The following is a 19,404-nucleotide window of genomic DNA, read 5'->3' on the forward strand; positions in this document are numbered from 1 at the left end:
CTCGCATTGCCCCGGTCGGCCGGCACGGGCGCCCCCACCCTCACCGGCCGGCCCTGTCGTCAGTTGCCCACGCCGAAATCGAAATAGCTGTCCAGGGTCGACGCGAAACCAATACCCCGAACCTGGCTGTTGTAGAAGATCATCGCGTATTCCCCGTCCTTCATGGCCACCTCGGGCGCCACGGCGTACAGCACATAGCCCTTGGGCGCCTTCGACTGGTCCGGCAGCTTCTGGGACGAGGTCGGAACGATGCGATCCTGATGCACGCCCGTGGAATAGCTCATATAGCCCCCACCGACAATCACTTCACGGGTTCCATTGTCGCGCACCGCGAAGCTCGCCAGGGTGAAATAGCTCTCCGGCTGGGCGTTGCTGGGAATGGCGAACACGAACAGCGGCTGCTTGCCGGCGAGGCGCAGCGTGGCGCGCTTGCCGCGCAGCACCGCGTACTGCCCGACGCCGCCGAAGCCCATCGCGCGCACGGCGGTGCGCATCTGCGGCGTGAGGTATTGCATCGTCCGCTGCTGCCCGTTGTCGATCAGGATGACCTCTTCGGGGCTGACCGTGGCCCTGAGCTTGATGGCGCCCGCGTTGATCGACACCGGCGTCGCCGCCTGCGCCACGGGGGTAGAATCGAGCGCGGTGTTCGGGCGCTCCTGCTTGCAGGCGGCCAAGCCCAAGACAAGCGTCACGGCAAGCGTGGCGTTCTTCAACAGCGTCACGGACATGGAACTTTCTCCCTCATCACTTTCAGAAATTGAAAAGTTGGCGTCACCGAGGGATTTTTGGCGCAATAGGCATGGCACCTTCATCCGTTCGCCAAATTCCATAATTCAGAGATGGGTATAAATCCAGAGAAAATTCCCTCAAAAGTTGGTAAATTTCGCGCAAGAGTGCACCTTTCCAGACGCTGGATGCTTCACATCGCGTCGGGTTCGACGAGGACTTGGAGCATTCTGGCGGAATCCGCTTTGATTTGGTGGCGACCGCACGTCGGGGCGAACCGGCCGTAGCCGATGCACCCCGACGATGGTGATGCCCTATCGGGCAGCATCCACGGGATGGGCTGCGCGGAAGCCAATCTGCAGCCGGTTCCAGAGGTTGATGGAGCCGATCGCCAGGGTCAGGTTGACCTGCTCGCTTTCCGTGAACACGGCCTTGACCAGATCGTAATCCGCGTCCGGCGCGCCCGTTTCAGCCACCCGTGTCAACGCCTCCGTCCAGGCCAGGGCCGCGCGCTCCCGTGCGTTGTACAGCGTCGATTCACGCCAAGCGTTCAGCATGTAGAGCCGCATCTCGGTCTCGCCATGCGCCCGTGCATCGGTCGCGTGCATGTGGATGCAGAAGGCGCAGCCGTTGATCTGCGACGCGCGCATCTTCACCAGTTCGAGCAGGCTGTACTCCAGCCCGCTGGCCCGGATGCTGGCCTCGACCGCCATCATCGCCTTGATCGCTTCGGGCGCGGCCTTGAATGTGTTCGTCAAACGCGGGGGCATCGTCATCTCCATTCATGATTTGCGAACGCGCCGCCCAAGGCGGAGCGTTCCGGCGTCATTTGCTGGTGTCGGGCGTCGTCAGGATCGTGTCGTCGGTGTCGACGACGAACACGGCGAGCAGCCGGGCCGGTTCGCTGTGGCTTGCGTTCTCGCTGACGCCGTGCCGATCTCCCGGCATCTCGGAAAAGCTCTCGCCGGCGCGGTGGACGGTCGCCGGCCCGTCGTTGACCTGGCTGCGGACCGCGCCCTCCAGAACCGTCGCGTAGATGAAGGCGGATTTCGCATGGATGTGCGCCGGGGACGAACCACCCGGCGGATACTCGACGAGCACGCCCTTGATGCTTTTGCCGGGGACGTTGGGAAGCGCGTGCTCGTAGACCAGCGTCACCTTCGACGCACCGCCGGGGGCGTCATGGGCCAACGCCATGGTCGCGGAGGCGACCGTCAGCGCCGCCGCGCACAAAAATGTCCTGATCATTCGAATTCTCTCGTCCTGACGATGAAAAACAGGAGGAGCGTTGATGGCCAGAACGCGGATTGGCTGGGCCAACCCGCGAAACCGGCCGCACACTCTCCTTCATGACGAGACGGGACGATCCGATGTGACAGGGCGACGACGAATTCCTTCACCCGGTCCGCGAAAACCATCGCGATCAAGCGGGCGGACTGCGCCCTTGGCAATCTTTTTAAATGAAATCAATAGCTTATGCCAAGGCTCGTGCTGGATGTGCAAAGCAAGCCTTGCGCGCGTCAAGGCCGCGTGCCGACGACCGAGAGCGTCACGCCCTTGACCTCGTCCACCGTCGGTGGACGGGGCGGGCCGTTCGATTGGGTGATGAGCAAGCGCAACGACAGTCTGCCGTCGCGGATCTCGTCGGCCGGCACGGGCATCGTGTAGGTGCCCGCCTCCCCACCGGAGCGGATGCCGAAGGGGGAGACGGTCCCGATGGGGCGACCGTCGGCCGTCGTCACCTCCACCTCCTGGCCACGGACGATGACGCCCACCGTCACCTGCACGAACGCGGTTTCGCCCGGACGCAGGGCCTGCGGCAGGGCGATCGTCACCACGTCGTCCGCCGCCGCAGGCCGGGCCAGGAAGGCCAGCACCGCGAGCATGACGGCGACCGACGTGGCGACCGACGCCAAGATCCTAGAGCGTGTGCACCGAAACGGCTTTGACGGCCGGCGCGGCGGCGGACTTGTCGTAAGCGGGCACAAGGCGGAACTCCAACGTGGCAGAGGCCTGCTTGTTCGTCTGGTTCAGCGTCGTCATGGCCTGAAGGCGTTGCGGCAAGGGTACGGCGAAGGTCGCGTCGTGCGCCATGCCCGGCATCGCCGGCCCGAAGAAGCCGACCGTCCCGGCGTAGTATGGGCTGTCGGCCCCCGCCTCCGTCACACCGGCCGGGGCGTTGACCAGCACGTCATACTCGCGCGCGGCGGTCGGGTCGGCGGAGCGCGGCACCGTGACCGCCGCGACCACCGGCCCCGTCGGCGCGCCAGCCAGCGTGACCGAGCCGACCCCTGCCTTCACCGTCCCCTTGACCGGCCGGCCAGGCTTCCGGGCGGTTGCCGCAGCGACCTGCATCCCTTCCCCATCGCCGAATCCCGGCGCGTAATCATACTCAAACCGGTCGGTGCTCAAATAGTCCCCGGCCTTGCCGTCGGTGACGAAGGTTCCGTCCGCCCGGACGAAGAACAGGAACCGCTCCCGCACCAACTGGTCCAGCTCCGTCTTGTCGGTCGGCAGGACCGGCAGGCCCTGCTTGCGCTGCTTGCCCTCCCACACGCTCCACAGCCGGTCCATGTTGGCGTGGTGCAGGAAGAAGACGGGATCGACCGGCGACAGGAAGTTCGTCATGTTGCCATAAGGACCCGGATTCCAGGGGCCGACGCCGCCGATGCCGTTGTGCACCAGATTGTGCGGCTGCCCCTCCAGCACCGAGAAGCTCGTGCCTTTGCCGGGCATGGTGTTGTGCGACGGCGTCTTGGAACTGGTGAAGCTGCCGGCCACGTCCGGGCTGTGGAACAGGGTCGGCGCCAGCCCGGCCCGGATCACGTCCGGCGAACAGGCGTGCGCCGTCTTGTCGTCGAGCTTGGGGTTGTCGCGGCTGAGATAGCGCGCCCGTTCGGTCGCGGCGAAGCCCTGGTTGCCCGGCACGATCTTGCCCGTGCTGGGGTCGTAGCCGGTGACGTCGTTCCACAGCAGATTGAAATCGGTGTAGCCACGGGCGTCGAGTTGCTGGCGTTGCGCCTTGCTCAGCCCGTTCCAATAGGCCTGCATCGTCGGCTTGATGTAGGCGGTGAAGGTGTCGAGATCCTTGGTGTAAGGCTGGAACGCCTTGTCCACCGGCGTCAGCACGCCGTCGAACATGCCTTCGGGGATCTCCGGGGTCTGCGTCCAGTCCCAGTACGGGAAGGCGAAGTTCGGGTTGCCGCTCAGCGATCGCACCGTCTGTTCGAAGAAGCCCACATATCCCCGGTGCCAGACGTAGAACCACCAGTTGCCGTGCGGGCAGTCCATGAAATGGACGAAGGCGTTGCGGAACCAGTTGTGCGGATGCGTGGGCGGCAGGTTCACCATCTTCTCGATGGCGACGGCGTAGCTTTTCAGCATCGCCTTGCCCTGTTCGCTGGTCACGTTGTAGCGGGTGTGCTTTGCCGCAGCCGCACGCACCGGGGCAACGGGAAAGGCGGAGAGGCCCGCAAGGGCGGAGACACCAACAATAAATTCCCTTCTCTTAACTTTCATAATCTTTTAAACCTCCTAAAAAGAGAAATTATTATCAATCATACATCCCAATAATTTTAAAGGCACGCCTTTTCGCATCCTCTTGAAACGCTCACAGGCGATAGGTCCGACGTCGAAAACCAATCGACACCGTGAAGTCGCGCGCGAACCCGGACAGCGGCGGCAAGTTGGGCGACGATGTGCCCGCCCGCTGCGGAAAACGCTCCCCACACACCGATGAAGGAGGTACCGCCTCCGACGATCCATCCCCATCCGGGAACGATCGTTTTGGGATCTGGCGCGGCCGGGCCGGCGCGGCTACAACGGAGGCCTGACCGGACCCGAGACCTGACGAAGGCGGCGACCCGCATGCTGAAGCGCCTGTACGATTGGACCATGGCCAAGGCCGGTTCGAAGGATTCGACCAAGTGGCTGGCCGCCGTGTCCTTCGCGGAGAGCTCGTTCTTCCCGTTGCCGCCGGACCTGCTGCTCGTGCCGATGGTCATCGCCAACCGGCGGGCATGGTGGAAGCTGGCGGCGATCTGCACGCTGGCCTCGGTGGTCGGCGGCATCGCCGGCTACATGATCGGCTTCTTCCTGTACGAGACGGTCGGCCGCTGGGTCATCGACTTCTACCATTTGACCGACAAGTTCGAGGCGCTGCGTCAGACCTTCGTCGATTACGGCGCCGAGATCCTCATCATCAAAGGGATGACGCCGATCCCCTACAAGCTGCTGACCATCACCGCCGGGGTGGCACACCTTCCCCTGTGGGTGTTCATCGGGGCATCGGTCATCTCGCGCTCGATGCGCTTCTTCCTGGTCGCGGCGCTGCTGTACTTCTTCGGCGAACCGATCCGTGCCTTCATCGAGAAGCGGCTGACCCTGGTCACCAGCGTCTTCGCCGCCGCGCTGATCGGCGGGTTCCTGGTGGTGAAGCTGCTGTAGCCTCCGCCATCCTCCTCGTGAAAGTCTTTGTGTCCGTCCGGCCTTCGTGGTGAAAAGCGCGGGCCGAACGTCGCAACGACCCGACAGGACCGACATGCCCCCGCGCGGGCGCCCGCCCCTTCCCCACCGCCCCCGAGCCGCCGCCCGGCCGCCCGGCCCGCCAGTCCCCCAACCCGCCTCCCACCTGGAGGAGCCGCGCGCCAAGCTGTTCCGCGTCTCCGGCCTCTCCGCCGTGTCGGCCCTGTTCGCGCATGAGCCGGAGCGGGTCGAGCGGCTGTTCTTCGACGAGCGGCTGAAACCGGCGGTCGGCGGCTTCTGCAAGGCGATGGCCGCCGCGCGCAAGCCCTACCGCATGGTGGAGGGCGAGGAGTTGGCGAAGGTCGCCGGCACCGTGCTGCACGGCGGCGTCGTGGCCCTGATGGCGCCGCGCGTCCTGCCGGCCTTCGACACCGAGGCGGCCAAGCGCTGGAGCGAGCCTCTGCTGATCCTCGACGGCGTCGGCAACCCGCACAATCTGGGCGCCATCCTGCGGACCGCCGCCTTCTTCGGGCTGCCGCGCGTGGTGCTGTCCGACCATCCGGGGCAGGCGGCCCCGTCCGAAGCCGCCTACCGCGTCGCCGAGGGCGGCTTCGAATGGGTCGAGCTTTACCAGGCGGCGAACCTGCCGGTGCTGCTCAAGCGTCTGCGGGCGACCCACCGGGTCTTCGGCACGGCGCTGGATCCCAAGCGGCCCAGCGTCGACGCCGGCGGCTTGACGGGTGGACCGAAGCCGGTCGCCCTGGTGATGGGCAACGAAGAGGACGGCATCCCGCCCGCCACGCTGGCCGCCTGCGACACGGTGCTGACGATCCCCGGCAACGGCCGGGTCCAGTCGCTGAATGTCGCCGCCACCGCCGCCATCCTCATTCACGGTTTGGCAACCGCCGGAGGGTGAAGCCCCGCTCAGTGGTGGCCGCCGACCGCCAACAGCAGCACGACGGCCACGCCGACGATGCTCGCCAAGGGCAGCATCTCCACGCCGCCGCGCACCCAGGTCGGGACGGCGCCGTGGCCGTGCGCGGCGTGCGCGTGGCTGCCGGCGTCGTCGGCCCAGCCGTGGCGCGAGGGCACGGCGCCGGGGGCCGACACCGCCGGAGCCGCCGGGTTGGCGATGTCCACCACGCCGTCGCCCCGCCGGTAGTCGCCGGCCGGCGCCGCGCCCCGTCCGCGCATCAGGCGGGAGTCGTCCAACTCCACCTCGACCCCGGCGGTCTCGATGCGCTCGACGACGACGGCGATCTCCTCCGGGGTCATCGTTTCGATGGGCAGGCTGGCGCCCAACGCCTCGGCGCTCAGGCGGTTGCCGGAACGGCGGCCCTGATCGATCAGGGATTGGATGGTCGCGTCGGTGGCAGGCTGGGCGGTCGCGGGCTGAGCGGTGGCCATGGTCGTCGTCTCCATGCTTCTAAGGGTCGTTCCTTGAATGAACACACGAGGGGCGGGGTGGGGTTCCCGACCGTTCCGCTCGGGCTTGCTTCCGGGGTGCGACGACCCGACATAAGGGGTCATCCCAACGGACGATCATCAGAACGGAGACCAGCATGCTGGGGCAGTTTCTGCGCAAGCCGACGACCCTGCCCGGACCGGACGAGGCGCTTCCGGGCCGGAGCGAGCCGATCCCGGTTCCCGACCGCCACGACGTCAACGGCAACCCGCTGCAACCGCCCTTCCCCGCCGGGCTGGAGATGGTGGACGTCGGGCTGGGCTGCTTCTGGGGGGCGGAGCGCAAGTTCTGGAAGATCCCCGGCGTCTGGGTGACGGCGGTCGGCTACCAGGGCGGCCACACGCCCAACCCGACCTATGAGGAGGTCTGCTCCGGCCGCACCGGTCACACCGAGGCGGTGCGCGTCGTCTACGACCCGGCCAAGGTGAGCTTCGAGGATCTGATGCGCGCCTTCTGGGAGGCCCACGACCCGACCCAGGGCATGCGCCAGGGCAACGACGTCGGAACCCAGTACCGCTCGGCGGTCTACACCCACACCGCCGAACAGTTGGAGACCGCCAAGGCGACGCGCGACGCCTACCAGGAGCGGCTGAAGGCGGCCGGCTATGGACCGGTCACCACCGAGATCCGCGCGGCGCCGCCCTTCTACTACGCCGAGGGCTATCACCAGCAGTATCTTGCCAAGAACCCCAACGGCTATTGCGGCCTGGGCGGCACGGGCGTGAGCTGCGCGGCCTGATGACGCTCCCCGCCCCCGCCCCCGACCGCCCGGGGTAAGCCCTTGCGGTTGCGCGGCGGGCTGGCTTCCGGGTATGGTTCGGGCGGTCCTTGAAAGCTCCCGCGGCGTCACGCACCCGGGGCGCCGCCCGTCCTGCTGCGATTGTCGATGACACAGAAAAGAACCGAGCTGGCAACGCCGTACCTCAGCGGTCTGCTCGATTTCTGGCTCACCAAATGCGCCTCCGGCCGCCCGCCGGCTCCCAGCAGCATCGCTCCGGCCGATCTGCGGCCGTGGAAGGATAACATCGTCGTCTTCGAGGTGTTCGACAGCGACGGCGACGAGCCCGGCGCCTTCGTCTACTCCTATTACGGCAAGGCGCTGGCGGCGGCTTTCGGCCATTCGCGGTTGGGCGCCACGCTGGACGAGCTGCCGCCGGACCAGCGCGCGATCCTCCAGCCCGAATACGAATCGGTGCGCCGGGAACGGCTGCCCGTCGCCCGCGTCCACACCGCCGATTTCGACGGGCGGCGGCGCAGCTGGGAGCGGCTGGTCCTGCCGATGTCGAGCGACGGCGTCACCATCGACAAGCTGCTGGTCGCCACCTACGAGCTGACCGTCAAGCCCAGCGGCGGCTACGCCCCCGCCCTGTCGCCCATCACCGTTCAAAAGCCGGGAGCCTCGGCATGACGCCGCCTATGCCGCACCTCGCCGCCCCCCCGACCCAGGCCGGCGTGGTCACCGCCGACGAGTTCAACCTGTGGTGCGCGCTAAACGGGCGCCCCTTCAACCTCATCCCCAACGCGCGCGGCGACGGCCGCCTGATGTGGGACGTCGAGGTTCTGCCGGGCACGCCGCGCGCCGGCACCGTCTATTCGACCAACCTCGCCGACGAGGCGCTTGCGGTGGTCGCCGGCTTCGCCTTCCTGTCGGGGGTCGAATGGGCCTACGAGGCGCGCGAACAACCGGCCGAGGCCGAGGCCGAGGAGACCGCGCCCTGCGCCCCGGCCGAGGTTGCTGTCGAGATTCCGGTCGAGGCGCCGACCGCCGAGGCGGAATCGGAGCCGGAAAGCGCACAGGACACCGTTCCCGAAGCGGAGGGCGAGGAGGAGGCCGCACCCAGCGTTGCGGACGAGTCCGACGAGGATTACCCGACCGTCTATTCGCTGCCGGCGGTGACGCTGTTGCAGAATCCGCCGCCGCGACCGCCGCAGCAGCACGACGAGGCCCTGCTGGCCCGCAACGCGCGGATGCTGGAGACCGTCCTCAAGAACTTCCGCGTGCGCGGCGAAATCATGGACGTGCGCCCCGGCCCGGTGGTGACGCTCTACGAGTTCGAGCCGGCGCCCGGCACCAAATCGGCCACCGTCATCAACCTGACCGACGACATCGCGCGGTCGATGAGCGTGGTCACCGCCCGCATCGCCATCGTGCCCGGCCGCAGCGTCATCGGCGTCGAGCTGCCGAACCCGGTGCGCGAAATGGTGTACCTGCGCGAGAGCTTCGACCACGACGCCTTCCGCAACACCACGGCCCAGCTCGCCATCGGGCTCGGCAAGGACATCAGCGGCGAGCCGATCGTCGCCGACCTCGCCCGCATGCCCCATCTGCTGGTGGCCGGCACGACCGGGTCGGGCAAGTCGGTGGCGATCAACACGATGATCCTGTCGCTGCTCTACCGGCTGCCGCCGGAGCGCTGCCGCTTCATCATGGTCGATCCCAAGATGCTGGAGCTGTCGGTCTACGACGGCATCCCGCATCTGCTGACCCCCGTCGTCACCGACCCCAAGAAGGCGGTGGTGGCCCTGCGATGGGCCGTGCGCGAGATGGAAAGCCGCTACGAGGCGATGTCCAAGCTCGGCGTGCGCAACATCGAGGGCTACAACGCCCGCATGACGGAGATGATCGCAGCCGGCGAGAAGATGCCGCGCCGCGCCACCCCGCCCGGCGAGCCGGAAAACGTCTTCGACATGACGCCGCAGGACCCGACGCCGCTGCCCTACATCGTGGTCATCGTCGACGAGATGGCCGACCTGATGCTGGTCGCCGGCAAGGAGATCGAGGCGGCGATCCAGCGTCTGGCCCAGATGGCGCGCGCCGCCGGCATCCATCTGATCATGGCGACGCAACGCCCGTCGGTGGACGTCATCACCGGCACCATCAAAGCCAACTTCCCGACCCGCATCAGCTTCCAGGTCACCAGCAAGATCGACAGCCGCACCATCCTGGGCGAGGCTGGGGCGGAGCAACTGCTGGGCCAGGGCGACATGCTGTACATGCAGGGCGGCGGGCGCATCACCCGCGTCCACGGTCCCTTCGTGTCCGACGCCGAGGTCGAGGAGATCGTCCACTTCATCAAGCTGCAAGGCGCCCCGAACTACGTCACCGCCATCACCGAGGAGGAGGAGGAAGCCTCGGCGGTCGAAGACGACGAGGGTGGTTCCAGCGGGATGTCGGGCGACGATCTCTACATGCAGGCGGTCAACCTCGTGGTGCGCGAGGGCAAGGTGTCGGTCAGCTTCATCCAGCGCCAGCTACAGATCGGCTACAACCGCGCCGCCCGGCTGGTCGAGCGCATGGAGACCGAGCGCGTCGTCGGCCCGGCCAACCACCAGGGCAAGCGCGAAGTGCTCATGTCGTCGGCCGGTCTGTCAGCCAAGCGGGCGGGGGTTTAAGTCCAGCCGCGGCTGCCTCCACCCTGACCCTCCTCCGCTGGGAGGGGGAGGTGACTGCCGACGGATTTTTGCAAAGTTCCCGCCCCCTCCCCCGCCCAGCGGGGGAGGGATGGGGTGGGGGCAACCGTGGCCGCACCCGATGGACCCCACCATGCACCCCAAACCCCATTTCGAGCGCCTCGCCCTTTACAACCGCTGGGCCAACCGGCGCCTCTACGATACCGCCTCGGCGTTGACCGACGCGCAGTTCCGTGAGGATCGCGGCGCCTTCTTCGGCTCGCTGTGCGGCACGCTGAACCACATTCTGGTCGCCGACCGGATCTGGCTGGAACGCATCGAGGGAAGCGGCCCGAAACCCTCCTCGCTCGCCGAAATCCTGCACGACCGCCTCGACGACCTCCACGCCGCGCGCGAGGCGGAGGACGAGCGCATCCTCCGCATGGTCCAGGCCCTGCCCGACGACCGGTTCGAGACGATTCTCGCCTACCGCAACACCGCCGGCACGCCGTTCGAGCTGCCCTTCGCCCCGGTGCTGACCCACGTCTTCAATCATCAGACCCATCACCGGGGGCAGGCCCACACGCTGCTGAGCCAGTTCGGGCTGAAGGCGCCGGTCATCGACTTCGTCTATTTCCTGCTCGACCGCTGAGGCGCCATGACCCGACCGATCACCGACCTCGCCACGCTGGAGGCCCTCTACGGCGAACCCGGCGCTCCCTCGCTGGCCAAGGAGGTGCCGCAGCTCACCCCCGGTTACCGCGCGCTGATCGAGGCGTCGCCCTTCTTCGTTCTGGCCACCAGCGGACCGGGGGGACTGGACGCCTCGCCGCGCGGCGACGGGCCGGGCTTCGTCCGGGTGGCGGATGAGCGGACCCTGCTGATCCCGGATCGGCGCGGCAACAACCGCATCGACAGCCTGCGCAACGTGCTGGCCGACCCGCGCGTCGGGCTGCTGTTCCTGGTGCCGGGGGTGAACGAGACGCTGCGCGTCAATGGCCGCGCCGTCATCGACGCGGACCCGGCGCTGTGCGAGAGCTTCGCCGTCGACGGCAAGCCGCCGAAGTCGGTGCTGGCGGTCACGGTCGAGTCGGTGTTCTTCCAATGCGCCCGCGCCCTGCTGCGCTCCCGCCTGTGGGATCCGGCGGTGCAGGTGCCGCGCGCCAGCCTGCCCTCCACCGGCGCGCTGCTGGCCGAGGCCAGCGCCGGGCGCGAGGGCGGCGAGGCCTACGAGCGCTCCCTGGCCGAGCGCATTCCCAAGACGCTCTACTGAGCTACTCGGCCAGTTGCGGCGACGGCGGCAGCCCGTCGTCGCGCAGGCGGATGGTGAAGACCGAGCCGGCCCCCATCACGCTGTCCACCCCCAGCGTCCCGCCATGGGCGGCGACGATCTTCTGCGTCAGGTAGAGCCCGACGCCCGAGCCCTTGGTCCCCTTGGCCGAGGCGGCGCGGAAATAGATGGAGCCGATGCGCTCCACCTCCTCCGGGGTCATGCCGCGCCCCTGGTCGGTGACGCTGATGGCGACGCCGCCCGGTTCCTCCCGCGCGGTCACCGCGACCGGCGTGTCGGGCGCGGAGTAGCGCAGCGCGTTCTGCACGAGGTTGCTCAAGGCCACGCCGAGGAACTGCGTGTCGACCCGCACCGGACGGTCCGGCGCCTCGACCGACAGGGTCACCCGCGTCTCGGCCTCCGCCGCCGTCAGCCCGTCGAGCGCCGAATCGAGCACCGACCCCAGCGGCACCGGCTCCGGCCGCAAGGCCAGCGCGCCCTGGTCGAGCGCGTCGGAGGACAGGAACATCTCCACCAGATCCACCAGCTTCCGCGTGGTGGCGCGCACCCGGTCCAGCCGCTTGAGCGTCGCCGGGTCCGCGATGCCGCCGGTCATCCCGATCATCTGCGCGGCGCTGTCGATGGAGGCCAGCGGCGAGCGGAACTCGTGCGACAGCATGGCGATGAAATTGCGCTGCTCCTCCGCGCGCTTGATGACGAAGGCGGTCTGCTGCTCGGCGCGCAGCCGTTCGGTCTGGAGGCGGCGCAGGCGCAGCGTCATCCCGGCGCCGAGGATCGACACGGCCACCACCGAGGAGAGCTGGTAGGGGTCCATCGGCAGGGCGTCCACCGGGATGCCGCCGCGCATCGCCAACTGCGCCAGCGACACACCGACCACCGAGGTGAGGGTGCTGGCGAGGTAGAAGCGCAGGATGACGTCCTGACGGTCGCGCCGGATCAGGACGACGATCAGCACGAAGCTGATCAGCATCAGGACGCTGCCGACCACGCTGAGCAGCGGGTTGACCGTGCTGAACAGCGACGGCATCACCGTGGCCGGGATCGCCGCCACCGCCAGCGCCGCCACCGCCAGGAAGACCCGGTGCAGACGGGGAAAGCTGGCCTTCAGGTCGAGGACCCGGTCCCACATGACGATGGCGGCGGCCACGCCGAGGAAGCCGCTGCCGCCGACCTCCAGGTTCATCAGCCAACCGGGGCTGTCGGGCAGGATCGTCGCCGCGATGCCGTTGGCGAACAGATAGTAGAAAAAGACCGTCGCGACGTAGCCGGTGTAGGCCAGCAGCCCCGAATCCTGAAGCATCAGGCCGAGCGCCGTGTAGGCGATCACCAGGATCGCCAGCACGCCGAAGAACATGCCGTGGAACAGCAGCACCTCGGTCTGGCGCGCGACGAAGGCGGCGGGCGTCCACAGCGTCCCCGACATGTTCATCGCGCTGACCGAATCGACCTTCAGGTAGACGGTGACCGTCCTCCCCTCCGGCAGGGTCAGCGGCGTCGTGTGCAGCCGGGTCTGCAACGGCCGCTGGCTGTAGGGCACGAAGTCGCCCATGCGGATGACGCGGAAGTCCGACTCGACCACCGCCCGCTCCTGGAGCGGCACATGGAGATCGAGATGGTCGATGTAGGATTCGCCCAGTTCCAGGATCCAGTCGGCCGGCGCGCCCGGTTCGCGGCGCAGATCCAGCCGGTACCAATGGATGTCGCGGGTCTGGCCGACCCCCCGCAGGTCGGGGCGCGGAACGAATCGTCCCTCGGCATCGGCCGCCAGCGTGTCGGCGAAGGACAGGGCGCGGTCACGGTCGACCAGCCGGCTGAGATGCCCGGACAGCGAGAGACCCCGCGTCTCGGGCGTCAGACGCAGCGGCGGGGCCGGATCGGCGCGGGCCGTGCCGAATTCCGGCAGCAGCAGGACGGCGAGCAGCAGAACGGCGGCCAGACGAAGCGCGGCTGCCGCCGTCGTCCTCCACCATCCACGCCGTCGTCCGTCCGTCCGGACCATGCCCGTTCCCGTCGCTGTTACAGGGCTGACATAGCCGCTGTTCCCTAGGATTTTATTAAACTCTCGTGAGGAATGGACTCTTCTCCATCCGTTCGCCCAGCGGATGAACGATGGCAAGGCCCCGTTCAGAATCCATGACGGGCATGGGAAAAACCAGATTTTTCAAGCCACGCCCGCCGATTCCACAGGGCCTGACCGAAATCCTGCGACAGGACGACGCGCCTTCGCGATGGGCGGAGAATGCCCCCATTTGACTTGGGTCAATTTCAAAAGGTGCCAAAGGACCAATACTAAGGACCGATATGGCCTCATACCTCGGGGCCGATCCACCCTGACGGATTGAGCACGCCCATGATGTCGAACCCGACACCGAACGCATCCTCCGGTCCCACGCGCCGCACGGAAACCCTGATGTTCCTCGCGCTGTCGGTCCTCGTCTGGCCGGTCATCGCCATCGGCAGCGTCGGCGCCTACGGCTTTTCCATCTGGATGTACCAGATCCTGACCCACTGAGTGCCGATCATGCCCCGCACGCCAGAGATCCACGTCTCCAGCCTCGTCATCCAGCACAACCCGGACCGCACCGAGTCGCTCCGCGAGGCCGCCGCCGCCATCGCCGGGCTCGACTGGTGCGCGGCGGAGAACGGCAAGGCCGTGGTGACGCTGGTCACCGGCAGCGCGCACGAGGTCCTCGACCACATCGCGACGCTGAACGCCGTTCCCGGCGTCCACACCACCACCATGGTCTTCCACCATTACGAGCCGGCGGACGCGGTCGAGGCGCCGGCGGGTTAAGCCCGCGCGCCTCCCCGTCCACGCCCCGGCCAACCCCACCCACGCCCAGGCAAAGCCTCAAGGCCCAGGAGTTTCCCATATGCTGCTGTCACGCCGCGATTACATGAAGGCGCAAGCCGCCGCTGCCGCCGCCGCGGCGGCCGGCATAAGCCTGCCGGCCTCGGCCGGCACCCTGCTCACCGGCGAAGGCGCCAAGCTGAACTGGTCCAAGGCTCCCTGCCGCTTCTGCGGCACCGGCTGCGGCGTGATGGTCGGCGTCAAGGACGGGCGCGTGGTCGCCACCCATGGCGACGTGAAGGCCGAGGTCAACCGGGGTCTGAACTGCGTGAAGGGCTATTTCCTGTCCAAGATCATGTACGGCGAGGACCGGCTGACCCAGCCGCTGCTGCGCATGAAGGACGGCAAATTCGACAAGGACGGCGAGTTCCAGCCGATCTCCTGGGACGCCGCCTTCGACATCATGGCCGAAAAGTGGAAGGAGACCCTGAAGAAGAAGGGTCCGACCGCCGTCGGCATGTTCGGCTCGGGCCAGTGGACCATCTACGAGGGTTACGCGGCGTCCAAGCTGATGAAGGCGGGCTTCCGCTCCAACAACCTCGACCCCAACGCGCGCCACTGCATGGCGTCGGCGGTCGTGGGCTTCATGCGGACCTTCGGCATGGACGAGCCGATGGGCTGCTACGACGACATGGAGCAGGCCGACGCCTTCGTGCTGTGGGGCTCCAACATGGCGGAGATGCACCCCATCCTGTGGACCCGCATCACCGACCGCCGCCTCAGCCACCCCGGCTGCAAGGTGGCGGTGCTGTCCACCTTCGAGCACCGCAGCTTCGACCTCGCCGACATCGGCATGGTGTTCACGCCGGGCTCCGATCTGGCGATCCTGAACTACATCGCCAACCACATCATCAAGACCGGCCGGGTCAACCAGGACTTCATCGCCAAGCACTGCAACTTCAAGCGCGGCCGCGACGACATCGGCTACGGCCTGCGCCCCGAGCACGCGCTGGAGCAGAAGGCCAAGAACGCCGCCAAAGCCACCGAATCCGACCCGATCAGCTTCGAGGAGTTCGCGAAGTTCGTCGAACCCTACACGCTGGACAAGGCGCACGAGCTGTCGGGCGTGCCGAAGAACCGGCTGGAGGCGCTGGCCGAGCTGTACGCCGACCCGAAGACCAAGGTCATGTCGCTGTGGACCATGGGCTTCAACCAGCATGTGCGCGGGGTCTGGGCCAACAACCTCGTCTACAACATCCATCTGCTGACGGGTAAGATCTCGCAGCCCGGCAACGGCCCCTTCTCGCTGACCGGCCAGCCGTCCGCCTGCGGCACGGCGCGCGAGGTCGGCGTGTTCTCGCACCGGCTGCCCGCCGACATGGTGGTGACCAACCCGGAACACCGCCACCACGCCGAGGAGATCTGGAAGCTGCCGGAGGGGACGATCCCCGACAAGGTCGGCTACCACGCCGTCCAGCAGGACCGCATGCTGAAGGACGGTAAGCTCAACGCCTATTGGGTGCTGTGCACCAACAACATGCAGACGGCGCCGAACACGGCGAAGGAGACCTTCCCCGGCTACCGCAACCCGGAGAACTTCGTCGTCGTCTCCGATCCCTACCCGACCGTGACGGCGCTGGCCGCCGACCTCATCCTGCCCACCGCCATGTGGGTCGAGAAGGAGGGCGGCTACGGCAACGCCGAGCGCCGCACGCAGCTGTGGCACCAGTTGGTCAACGCGCCGGACGGCGCGCGGTCCGACCTGTGGCAGTTGATGGAGTTCTCCAAGCGCTTCCAGATCGAGGAGGTCTGGCCCGAGGAGCTGCTGAACAAGAAGCCGGAACTGCGCGGCAAGTCGCTCTACGACGTGCTGTTCCGCAACGGGCAGGTCGACCGCTTCCCGCTGACCGACCTCGACGCGAACTACGAGAACTTCGAGGCCAAGCAGGCCGGCTTCTACGTCCAAAAGGGGTTGTTCGAGGAATACGCCGCCTTCGGGCGCGGCCATGGCCATGATCTGGCGTCCTTCGACCAGTATCACCAGGAGCGCGGCCTGCGCTGGCCGGTGGTCGACGGCAAGGAGACCAAGTGGCGCTACCGCGAGGGCTCCGACCCCTACGTGAAGGCCGGCGAGGGCATGCGCTTCTATGGCAACAAGGACGGCAAGGCCAACGTCTTCGCCCTGCCCTACGAGCCGCCGGCCGAGGCGCCGGACGCCGACTACCCGTTCTGGCTCAGCACCGGCCGGGTGCTGGAGCACTGGCACAGCGGTTCGATGACCCTGCGCGTGCCGGAACTGCGCAAGGCCGTCCCCAACGCGGTCGCCTACATGCACCCCGACGACGCCAAGCAGTTGAACGTGCGGCGCGGGCAGGAGGTGCGCGTCACCTCCCGGCGCGGCGAGGTCCGGGTCCGGGTCGAGACGCGCGGGCGCAACAAGCCGCCGCGCGGCCTGATCTTCGTGCCCTTCTTCGACCACACCGTGCTCATCAACAAGGTGACGATGGACGCCACCGACCCGCTCAGCAAGCAGACCGACTACAAGAAATGCGCGGTCAAGATCACCCCCGTCCTGAGCGCGTGAGGAGACCCGTCATGAAGACCCGCTTCCTGATCGCCGCCCTGGCGTTCCTCGCCGCCGCCCCCGCCCTGGTCACCGGGGTGATCGCGGCGGACGGTCCTCCCCCCGCCTCCGGCCCGGCTTACCAAGGCCCCAAGGTGTCCTCCGGGCCGCACCCCATCACGCTCGACGTCCAGGCCGAGAGCACGACCCGCGAGATCGTCGACGACGTGAAGCGCGTGCGGAACTACGCCGACCAGCCGCCGCTGATCCCGCACGCCATCCGCGACTACCAGATCGACCTGAACATCAACAAGTGCCTGACCTGCCACGACCGCCGCAACGTCGAGGGCTCGCAGGCGCCGATGGTCTCGGTCACGCATTTCCAGGACCGCGACGGGCAGACGCTCGGCACCGTGTCGGCGCGCCGCTATTTCTGCACCCAGTGCCACGTGCCGCAGACCGACGCCAAGCCCATCGTCGGCAACAGCTTCCGCGATTTCGACGCGGTGCTGGGGACGGCGGGCAAGGAAGGCGGGCACTGACATGGCGGCGCTCCGGAACTTCCTTCTGCTGTGCTGGCGCGTCTTCGCGCGGCCCAGCGTGCATTTCAGCCTGGGCTTCCTGACGCTGGGCGGCTTCGTCGCCGGTGTGATGTTCTGGGGCGGCTTCAACACCGTCCTGGAGGCCACCAACAAGGAGGCCTTCTGCATCGGCTGCCACGAGATGCGCGACAACCCCTATGAGGAGTTGAAGCAGACCATCCACTTCACCAACCGCTCGGGCGTGCGGGCGACCTGCCCGGACTGCCACGTCCCGCACAACTGGACCGACAAGATCGCCCGCAAGATGCAGGCGTCCAAGGAAGTCTGGGGCAAAATCTTCGGCACCATCGACACCCGCGAGAAGTTCGTCGGGATGCGCCGCGAGCTGGCCGAGCACGAGTGGAAGCGGTTGAAGGAGAACAACTCGCTGGAATGCCGCAACTGCCACAGCGCCGAATCGATGGACATCACCCGGCAGGCTCCGCGCGCGGCGAACATGCACCAGACCTATCTGTTCACCGGGCAGAACACCTGCATCGACTGCCACAAGGGCATCGCCCACCGTCTGCCCGACATGCACGGCGTCGATCCCGGCTGGAGCATGAAGACCAGCGCGAAGTGAGCGTTCCTGCTCCCTCTCTGGCGCTTTCTTTTCCCTCTCCCCCCTGGGGAGAGGGTCAGGGTGAGGGGGTAACCCTCGCCCGCTTGCGGGAGAGGGTGGCTGCGCCAGCAGCCGGGTGAGGGTCTTCGCACATCCCGAAGGTTTCTGCGGTGCATCCCCCTCACCCCAACCCTCTCCCCGGGTGGGAGAGGGGGAACGAGGTGGGGAAGGGGAAAATCACCCCAGCACGTCCACCGCCGTCAGGGCCAACAGGGTCACGGCGACGGCCTCGAACAGCCCGACCAGCAGCCGCATCCCGAGCGCCACGCCCCAGGTCGCAAGATCCCCGCGATGGCGGACCTCCTTCAGCAGGCGTTCCTGGATGCCGCCAACCGCGCGCCGCGCCGACAGGCCGACCAGCCCGCCGACCAGCGCCACGATCCCCGTCCCCAGCACGTAGTAGACGCCGCCCTTCCAGCCGGCGAAGCGGTCGGGATTGCCGAGCCAGACCAGCGTGCCGACCGCGATCCACACCGCCGCCGGCCAGACGCCGACGATTTCGGGCCCGATCTCCGGCCCCGGCAGTCCCGGCCCGCGCGCTCCATCCCCGGTCATCGCCCCGGCCCCTCTCAGCCGCCGGGAACGTGGCGGTAGGCCAGCACGCGGGTCGCCCGGCCACCCTCGACGTCGGCCAGCGGCAGCAGCAACTCCACGAAGCGGATACCCGGCAGCATCGGATCGTCGCGCACCATCAGGCAGCGCGGCTCGCCGCTGTCCAGGCAGGCCCGCAGGTCGCCCAGCCAGCGCTGCGCCGCCTGCTCCGGGTGGCATTCCGTCACCCGCCGGGTTGTCGGCCGCATGGAGAGCCGGCGCTGCAACGCCCGCCCGCAGGATTTGTAGACGAAATCCGATCCGTCGGCGGTCGGCTCCATCAGGCAGATGCGCGGCACCGTCTCGCGCACCTGCGCGGTGTCGATCTCTGTCGCCAGCGGGATGGCGCGCTTGCGCCGCAGCCGCAGCCAATGGGTGTAGAGCACGCGGACCTGCGGCGTCTGGTCCACGTCCAGCGGGTCGGCCCGGCAGGGCGGCGGCGGCTCGGCCTCCAGAACCGCCACGGCGGCGGCCGTCGACGCTTTCACGGCAGCGGCAACCGGCGTCACCACCGCGCGCGGGACCGAGGCGGCGGCGGTCACGGGCGCGTGGCCCAGCCGGCCGCCGTGCTTCTTCAGCATCGGCAGCGGCGCCCAGGCGGCGCAGGTGTGATAGCCCTTGGTGACCTTCCGGTAATCCTGGCTGCTGGCGGTCCGGCACTCCCCCTCCACGCCGTGGCGGGCGACGCGGACCAGCGTGCTGTCGTCCGACAGGACACGCTCCCCCCCCCACGAGACGCAGGCGGCGCAGGCGCGGCTGTCCTTGGCGAAGGCGTGGCTCATGGGGGGTCGTATCTCCAAAGGGCGAGCCTGAATTGATGCCCCCCTTTCGGGCAGGGTTCAAGGGCGGCGGGGCGTCCTTGAGATCCTGTCATGCGATGGTGGCATCCATGCCACCCCTTCCCCCCCGGACCCGAACCC

General features: G+C 67.8%; 21 protein-coding genes. 12 read left to right on the top strand and 9 right to left on the bottom strand.

Annotated elements, in window-relative coordinates; genetic code table 11:
* Positions 1 to 59: 59 nt before the first annotated feature.
* The 5 genes from EJ913_RS01950 to EJ913_RS01970 form a co-directional block, all read right to left on the bottom strand.
* Complete coding sequence (locus EJ913_RS01950; RefSeq protein WP_126994285.1) at positions 60 to 728, bottom strand: hypothetical protein; 669 nt, start codon at positions 726 to 728, stop codon at positions 60 to 62.
* Between the two features lie 312 nt (positions 729 to 1,040).
* Positions 1,041 to 1,496, bottom strand: coding sequence for a carboxymuconolactone decarboxylase family protein (locus tag EJ913_RS01955; RefSeq protein ID WP_126994286.1), 456 nt, complete (start codon positions 1,494 to 1,496; stop codon positions 1,041 to 1,043).
* A gap of 55 nt (positions 1,497 to 1,551) precedes the next feature.
* Complete coding sequence (locus EJ913_RS01960; protein WP_126994287.1) at positions 1,552 to 1,974, bottom strand: cupin domain-containing protein; 423 nt, start codon at positions 1,972 to 1,974, stop codon at positions 1,552 to 1,554.
* Between the two features lie 272 nt (positions 1,975 to 2,246).
* On the bottom strand, positions 2,247 to 2,642 hold the full coding sequence (locus tag EJ913_RS01965) for a hypothetical protein (RefSeq protein WP_211098856.1): 396 nt from the start codon (positions 2,640 to 2,642) through the stop codon (positions 2,247 to 2,249).
* Between the two features lie 4 nt (positions 2,643 to 2,646).
* Complete coding sequence (locus EJ913_RS01970; protein ID WP_211098857.1) at positions 2,647 to 4,134, bottom strand: tyrosinase family protein; 1,488 nt, start codon at positions 4,132 to 4,134, stop codon at positions 2,647 to 2,649.
* A gap of 459 nt (positions 4,135 to 4,593) precedes the next feature.
* Here EJ913_RS01970 and EJ913_RS01975 point away from each other — a divergent pair, with 459 nt between their 5' ends.
* On the top strand, positions 4,594 to 5,172 hold the full coding sequence (locus EJ913_RS01975; RefSeq protein WP_126994289.1) for a YqaA family protein: 579 nt from the start codon (positions 4,594 to 4,596) through the stop codon (positions 5,170 to 5,172).
* 94 nt (positions 5,173 to 5,266) lie between these two features.
* Entirely contained in the window at positions 5,267 to 6,106 is an 840-nt protein-coding gene (locus tag EJ913_RS01980; RefSeq protein ID WP_126994290.1) for a TrmH family RNA methyltransferase, read from the top strand.
* Between the two features lie 8 nt (positions 6,107 to 6,114).
* Here EJ913_RS01980 and EJ913_RS01985 read toward each other — a convergent pair whose 3' ends face one another.
* Positions 6,115 to 6,597 (bottom strand): RNA polymerase sigma factor region1.1 domain-containing protein, encoded by a 483-nt coding sequence (locus EJ913_RS01985; RefSeq protein WP_126994291.1) that lies wholly within the window; start codon positions 6,595 to 6,597, stop codon positions 6,115 to 6,117.
* A 155-nt stretch (positions 6,598 to 6,752) separates the two neighbouring features.
* Between EJ913_RS01985 and msrA the strand changes: the two genes are divergently transcribed.
* From msrA to EJ913_RS02010, 5 genes are all read left to right on the top strand, one after another.
* The gene (gene msrA, locus EJ913_RS01990) at positions 6,753 to 7,394 is read left to right on the top strand and encodes a peptide-methionine (S)-S-oxide reductase MsrA (RefSeq protein ID WP_126994292.1); all 642 of its coding nucleotides are present in this window, start codon (positions 6,753 to 6,755) and stop codon (positions 7,392 to 7,394) included.
* Positions 7,395 to 7,541: 147 nt separating this feature from the next.
* Positions 7,542 to 8,063 (top strand): PAS domain-containing protein, encoded by a 522-nt coding sequence (locus EJ913_RS01995; protein WP_126994293.1) that lies wholly within the window; start codon positions 7,542 to 7,544, stop codon positions 8,061 to 8,063.
* Positions 8,060 to 10,048: a DNA translocase FtsK gene (locus EJ913_RS02000; RefSeq protein WP_126994294.1), complete on the top strand. Its 1,989-nt coding sequence runs from the start codon at positions 8,060 to 8,062 to the stop codon at positions 10,046 to 10,048. The genes EJ913_RS01995 and EJ913_RS02000 overlap by 4 nt, the downstream gene beginning before the upstream one ends.
* A gap of 151 nt (positions 10,049 to 10,199) precedes the next feature.
* The gene (locus EJ913_RS02005; protein ID WP_126994295.1) at positions 10,200 to 10,697 is read left to right on the top strand and encodes a DinB family protein; all 498 of its coding nucleotides are present in this window, start codon (positions 10,200 to 10,202) and stop codon (positions 10,695 to 10,697) included.
* 6 nt (positions 10,698 to 10,703) lie between these two features.
* Positions 10,704 to 11,318, top strand: a complete 615-nt coding sequence (locus EJ913_RS02010) for a pyridoxamine 5'-phosphate oxidase family protein (RefSeq protein WP_126994296.1) — start codon at positions 10,704 to 10,706, stop codon at positions 11,316 to 11,318.
* 1 nt (position 11,319) lies between these two features.
* On the opposite strand, the gene EJ913_RS02015 is transcribed toward EJ913_RS02010, so the two are convergent.
* Positions 11,320 to 13,335 (bottom strand): sensor histidine kinase, encoded by a 2,016-nt coding sequence (locus tag EJ913_RS02015; RefSeq protein WP_126994297.1) that lies wholly within the window; start codon positions 13,333 to 13,335, stop codon positions 11,320 to 11,322.
* Positions 13,336 to 13,689: 354 nt separating this feature from the next.
* Between EJ913_RS02015 and EJ913_RS32915 the strand changes: the two genes are divergently transcribed.
* The 5 genes from EJ913_RS32915 (at position 13,690) to EJ913_RS02040 (ending at position 17,854) form a co-directional block, all read left to right on the top strand.
* Positions 13,690 to 13,848 (top strand): periplasmic nitrate reductase, NapE protein, encoded by a 159-nt coding sequence (locus tag EJ913_RS32915; protein WP_126994719.1) that lies wholly within the window; start codon positions 13,690 to 13,692, stop codon positions 13,846 to 13,848.
* A 9-nt stretch (positions 13,849 to 13,857) separates the two neighbouring features.
* Positions 13,858 to 14,130 (top strand): chaperone NapD, encoded by a 273-nt coding sequence (locus EJ913_RS02025; protein WP_126994298.1) that lies wholly within the window; start codon positions 13,858 to 13,860, stop codon positions 14,128 to 14,130.
* A gap of 79 nt (positions 14,131 to 14,209) precedes the next feature.
* Positions 14,210 to 16,711: a nitrate reductase catalytic subunit NapA gene (napA, locus tag EJ913_RS02030; protein WP_126994299.1), complete on the top strand. Its 2,502-nt coding sequence runs from the start codon at positions 14,210 to 14,212 to the stop codon at positions 16,709 to 16,711.
* Between the two features lie 11 nt (positions 16,712 to 16,722).
* Positions 16,723 to 17,232, top strand: a complete 510-nt coding sequence (locus tag EJ913_RS02035; RefSeq protein ID WP_126994300.1) for a nitrate reductase cytochrome c-type subunit — start codon at positions 16,723 to 16,725, stop codon at positions 17,230 to 17,232.
* A 1-nt stretch (position 17,233) separates the two neighbouring features.
* Complete coding sequence (locus tag EJ913_RS02040; protein WP_126994301.1) at positions 17,234 to 17,854, top strand: NapC/NirT family cytochrome c; 621 nt, start codon at positions 17,234 to 17,236, stop codon at positions 17,852 to 17,854.
* 216 nt (positions 17,855 to 18,070) lie between these two features.
* Here EJ913_RS02040 and EJ913_RS02045 read toward each other — a convergent pair whose 3' ends face one another.
* Both EJ913_RS02045 and EJ913_RS02050 read right to left on the bottom strand, forming a co-directional pair.
* Positions 18,071 to 18,448, bottom strand: coding sequence for a hypothetical protein (locus EJ913_RS02045; RefSeq protein ID WP_126994302.1), 378 nt, complete (start codon positions 18,446 to 18,448; stop codon positions 18,071 to 18,073).
* A gap of 14 nt (positions 18,449 to 18,462) precedes the next feature.
* On the bottom strand, positions 18,463 to 19,266 hold the full coding sequence (locus EJ913_RS02050) for a PAS domain-containing protein (protein WP_126994303.1): 804 nt from the start codon (positions 19,264 to 19,266) through the stop codon (positions 18,463 to 18,465).
* Positions 19,267 to 19,404: the final 138 nt, after the last annotated feature.

The sequence above is a fragment of the Azospirillum doebereinerae genome (genome assembly GCF_003989665.1).
GTDB classification, from domain to species: domain Bacteria; phylum Pseudomonadota; class Alphaproteobacteria; order Azospirillales; family Azospirillaceae; genus Azospirillum; species Azospirillum doebereinerae.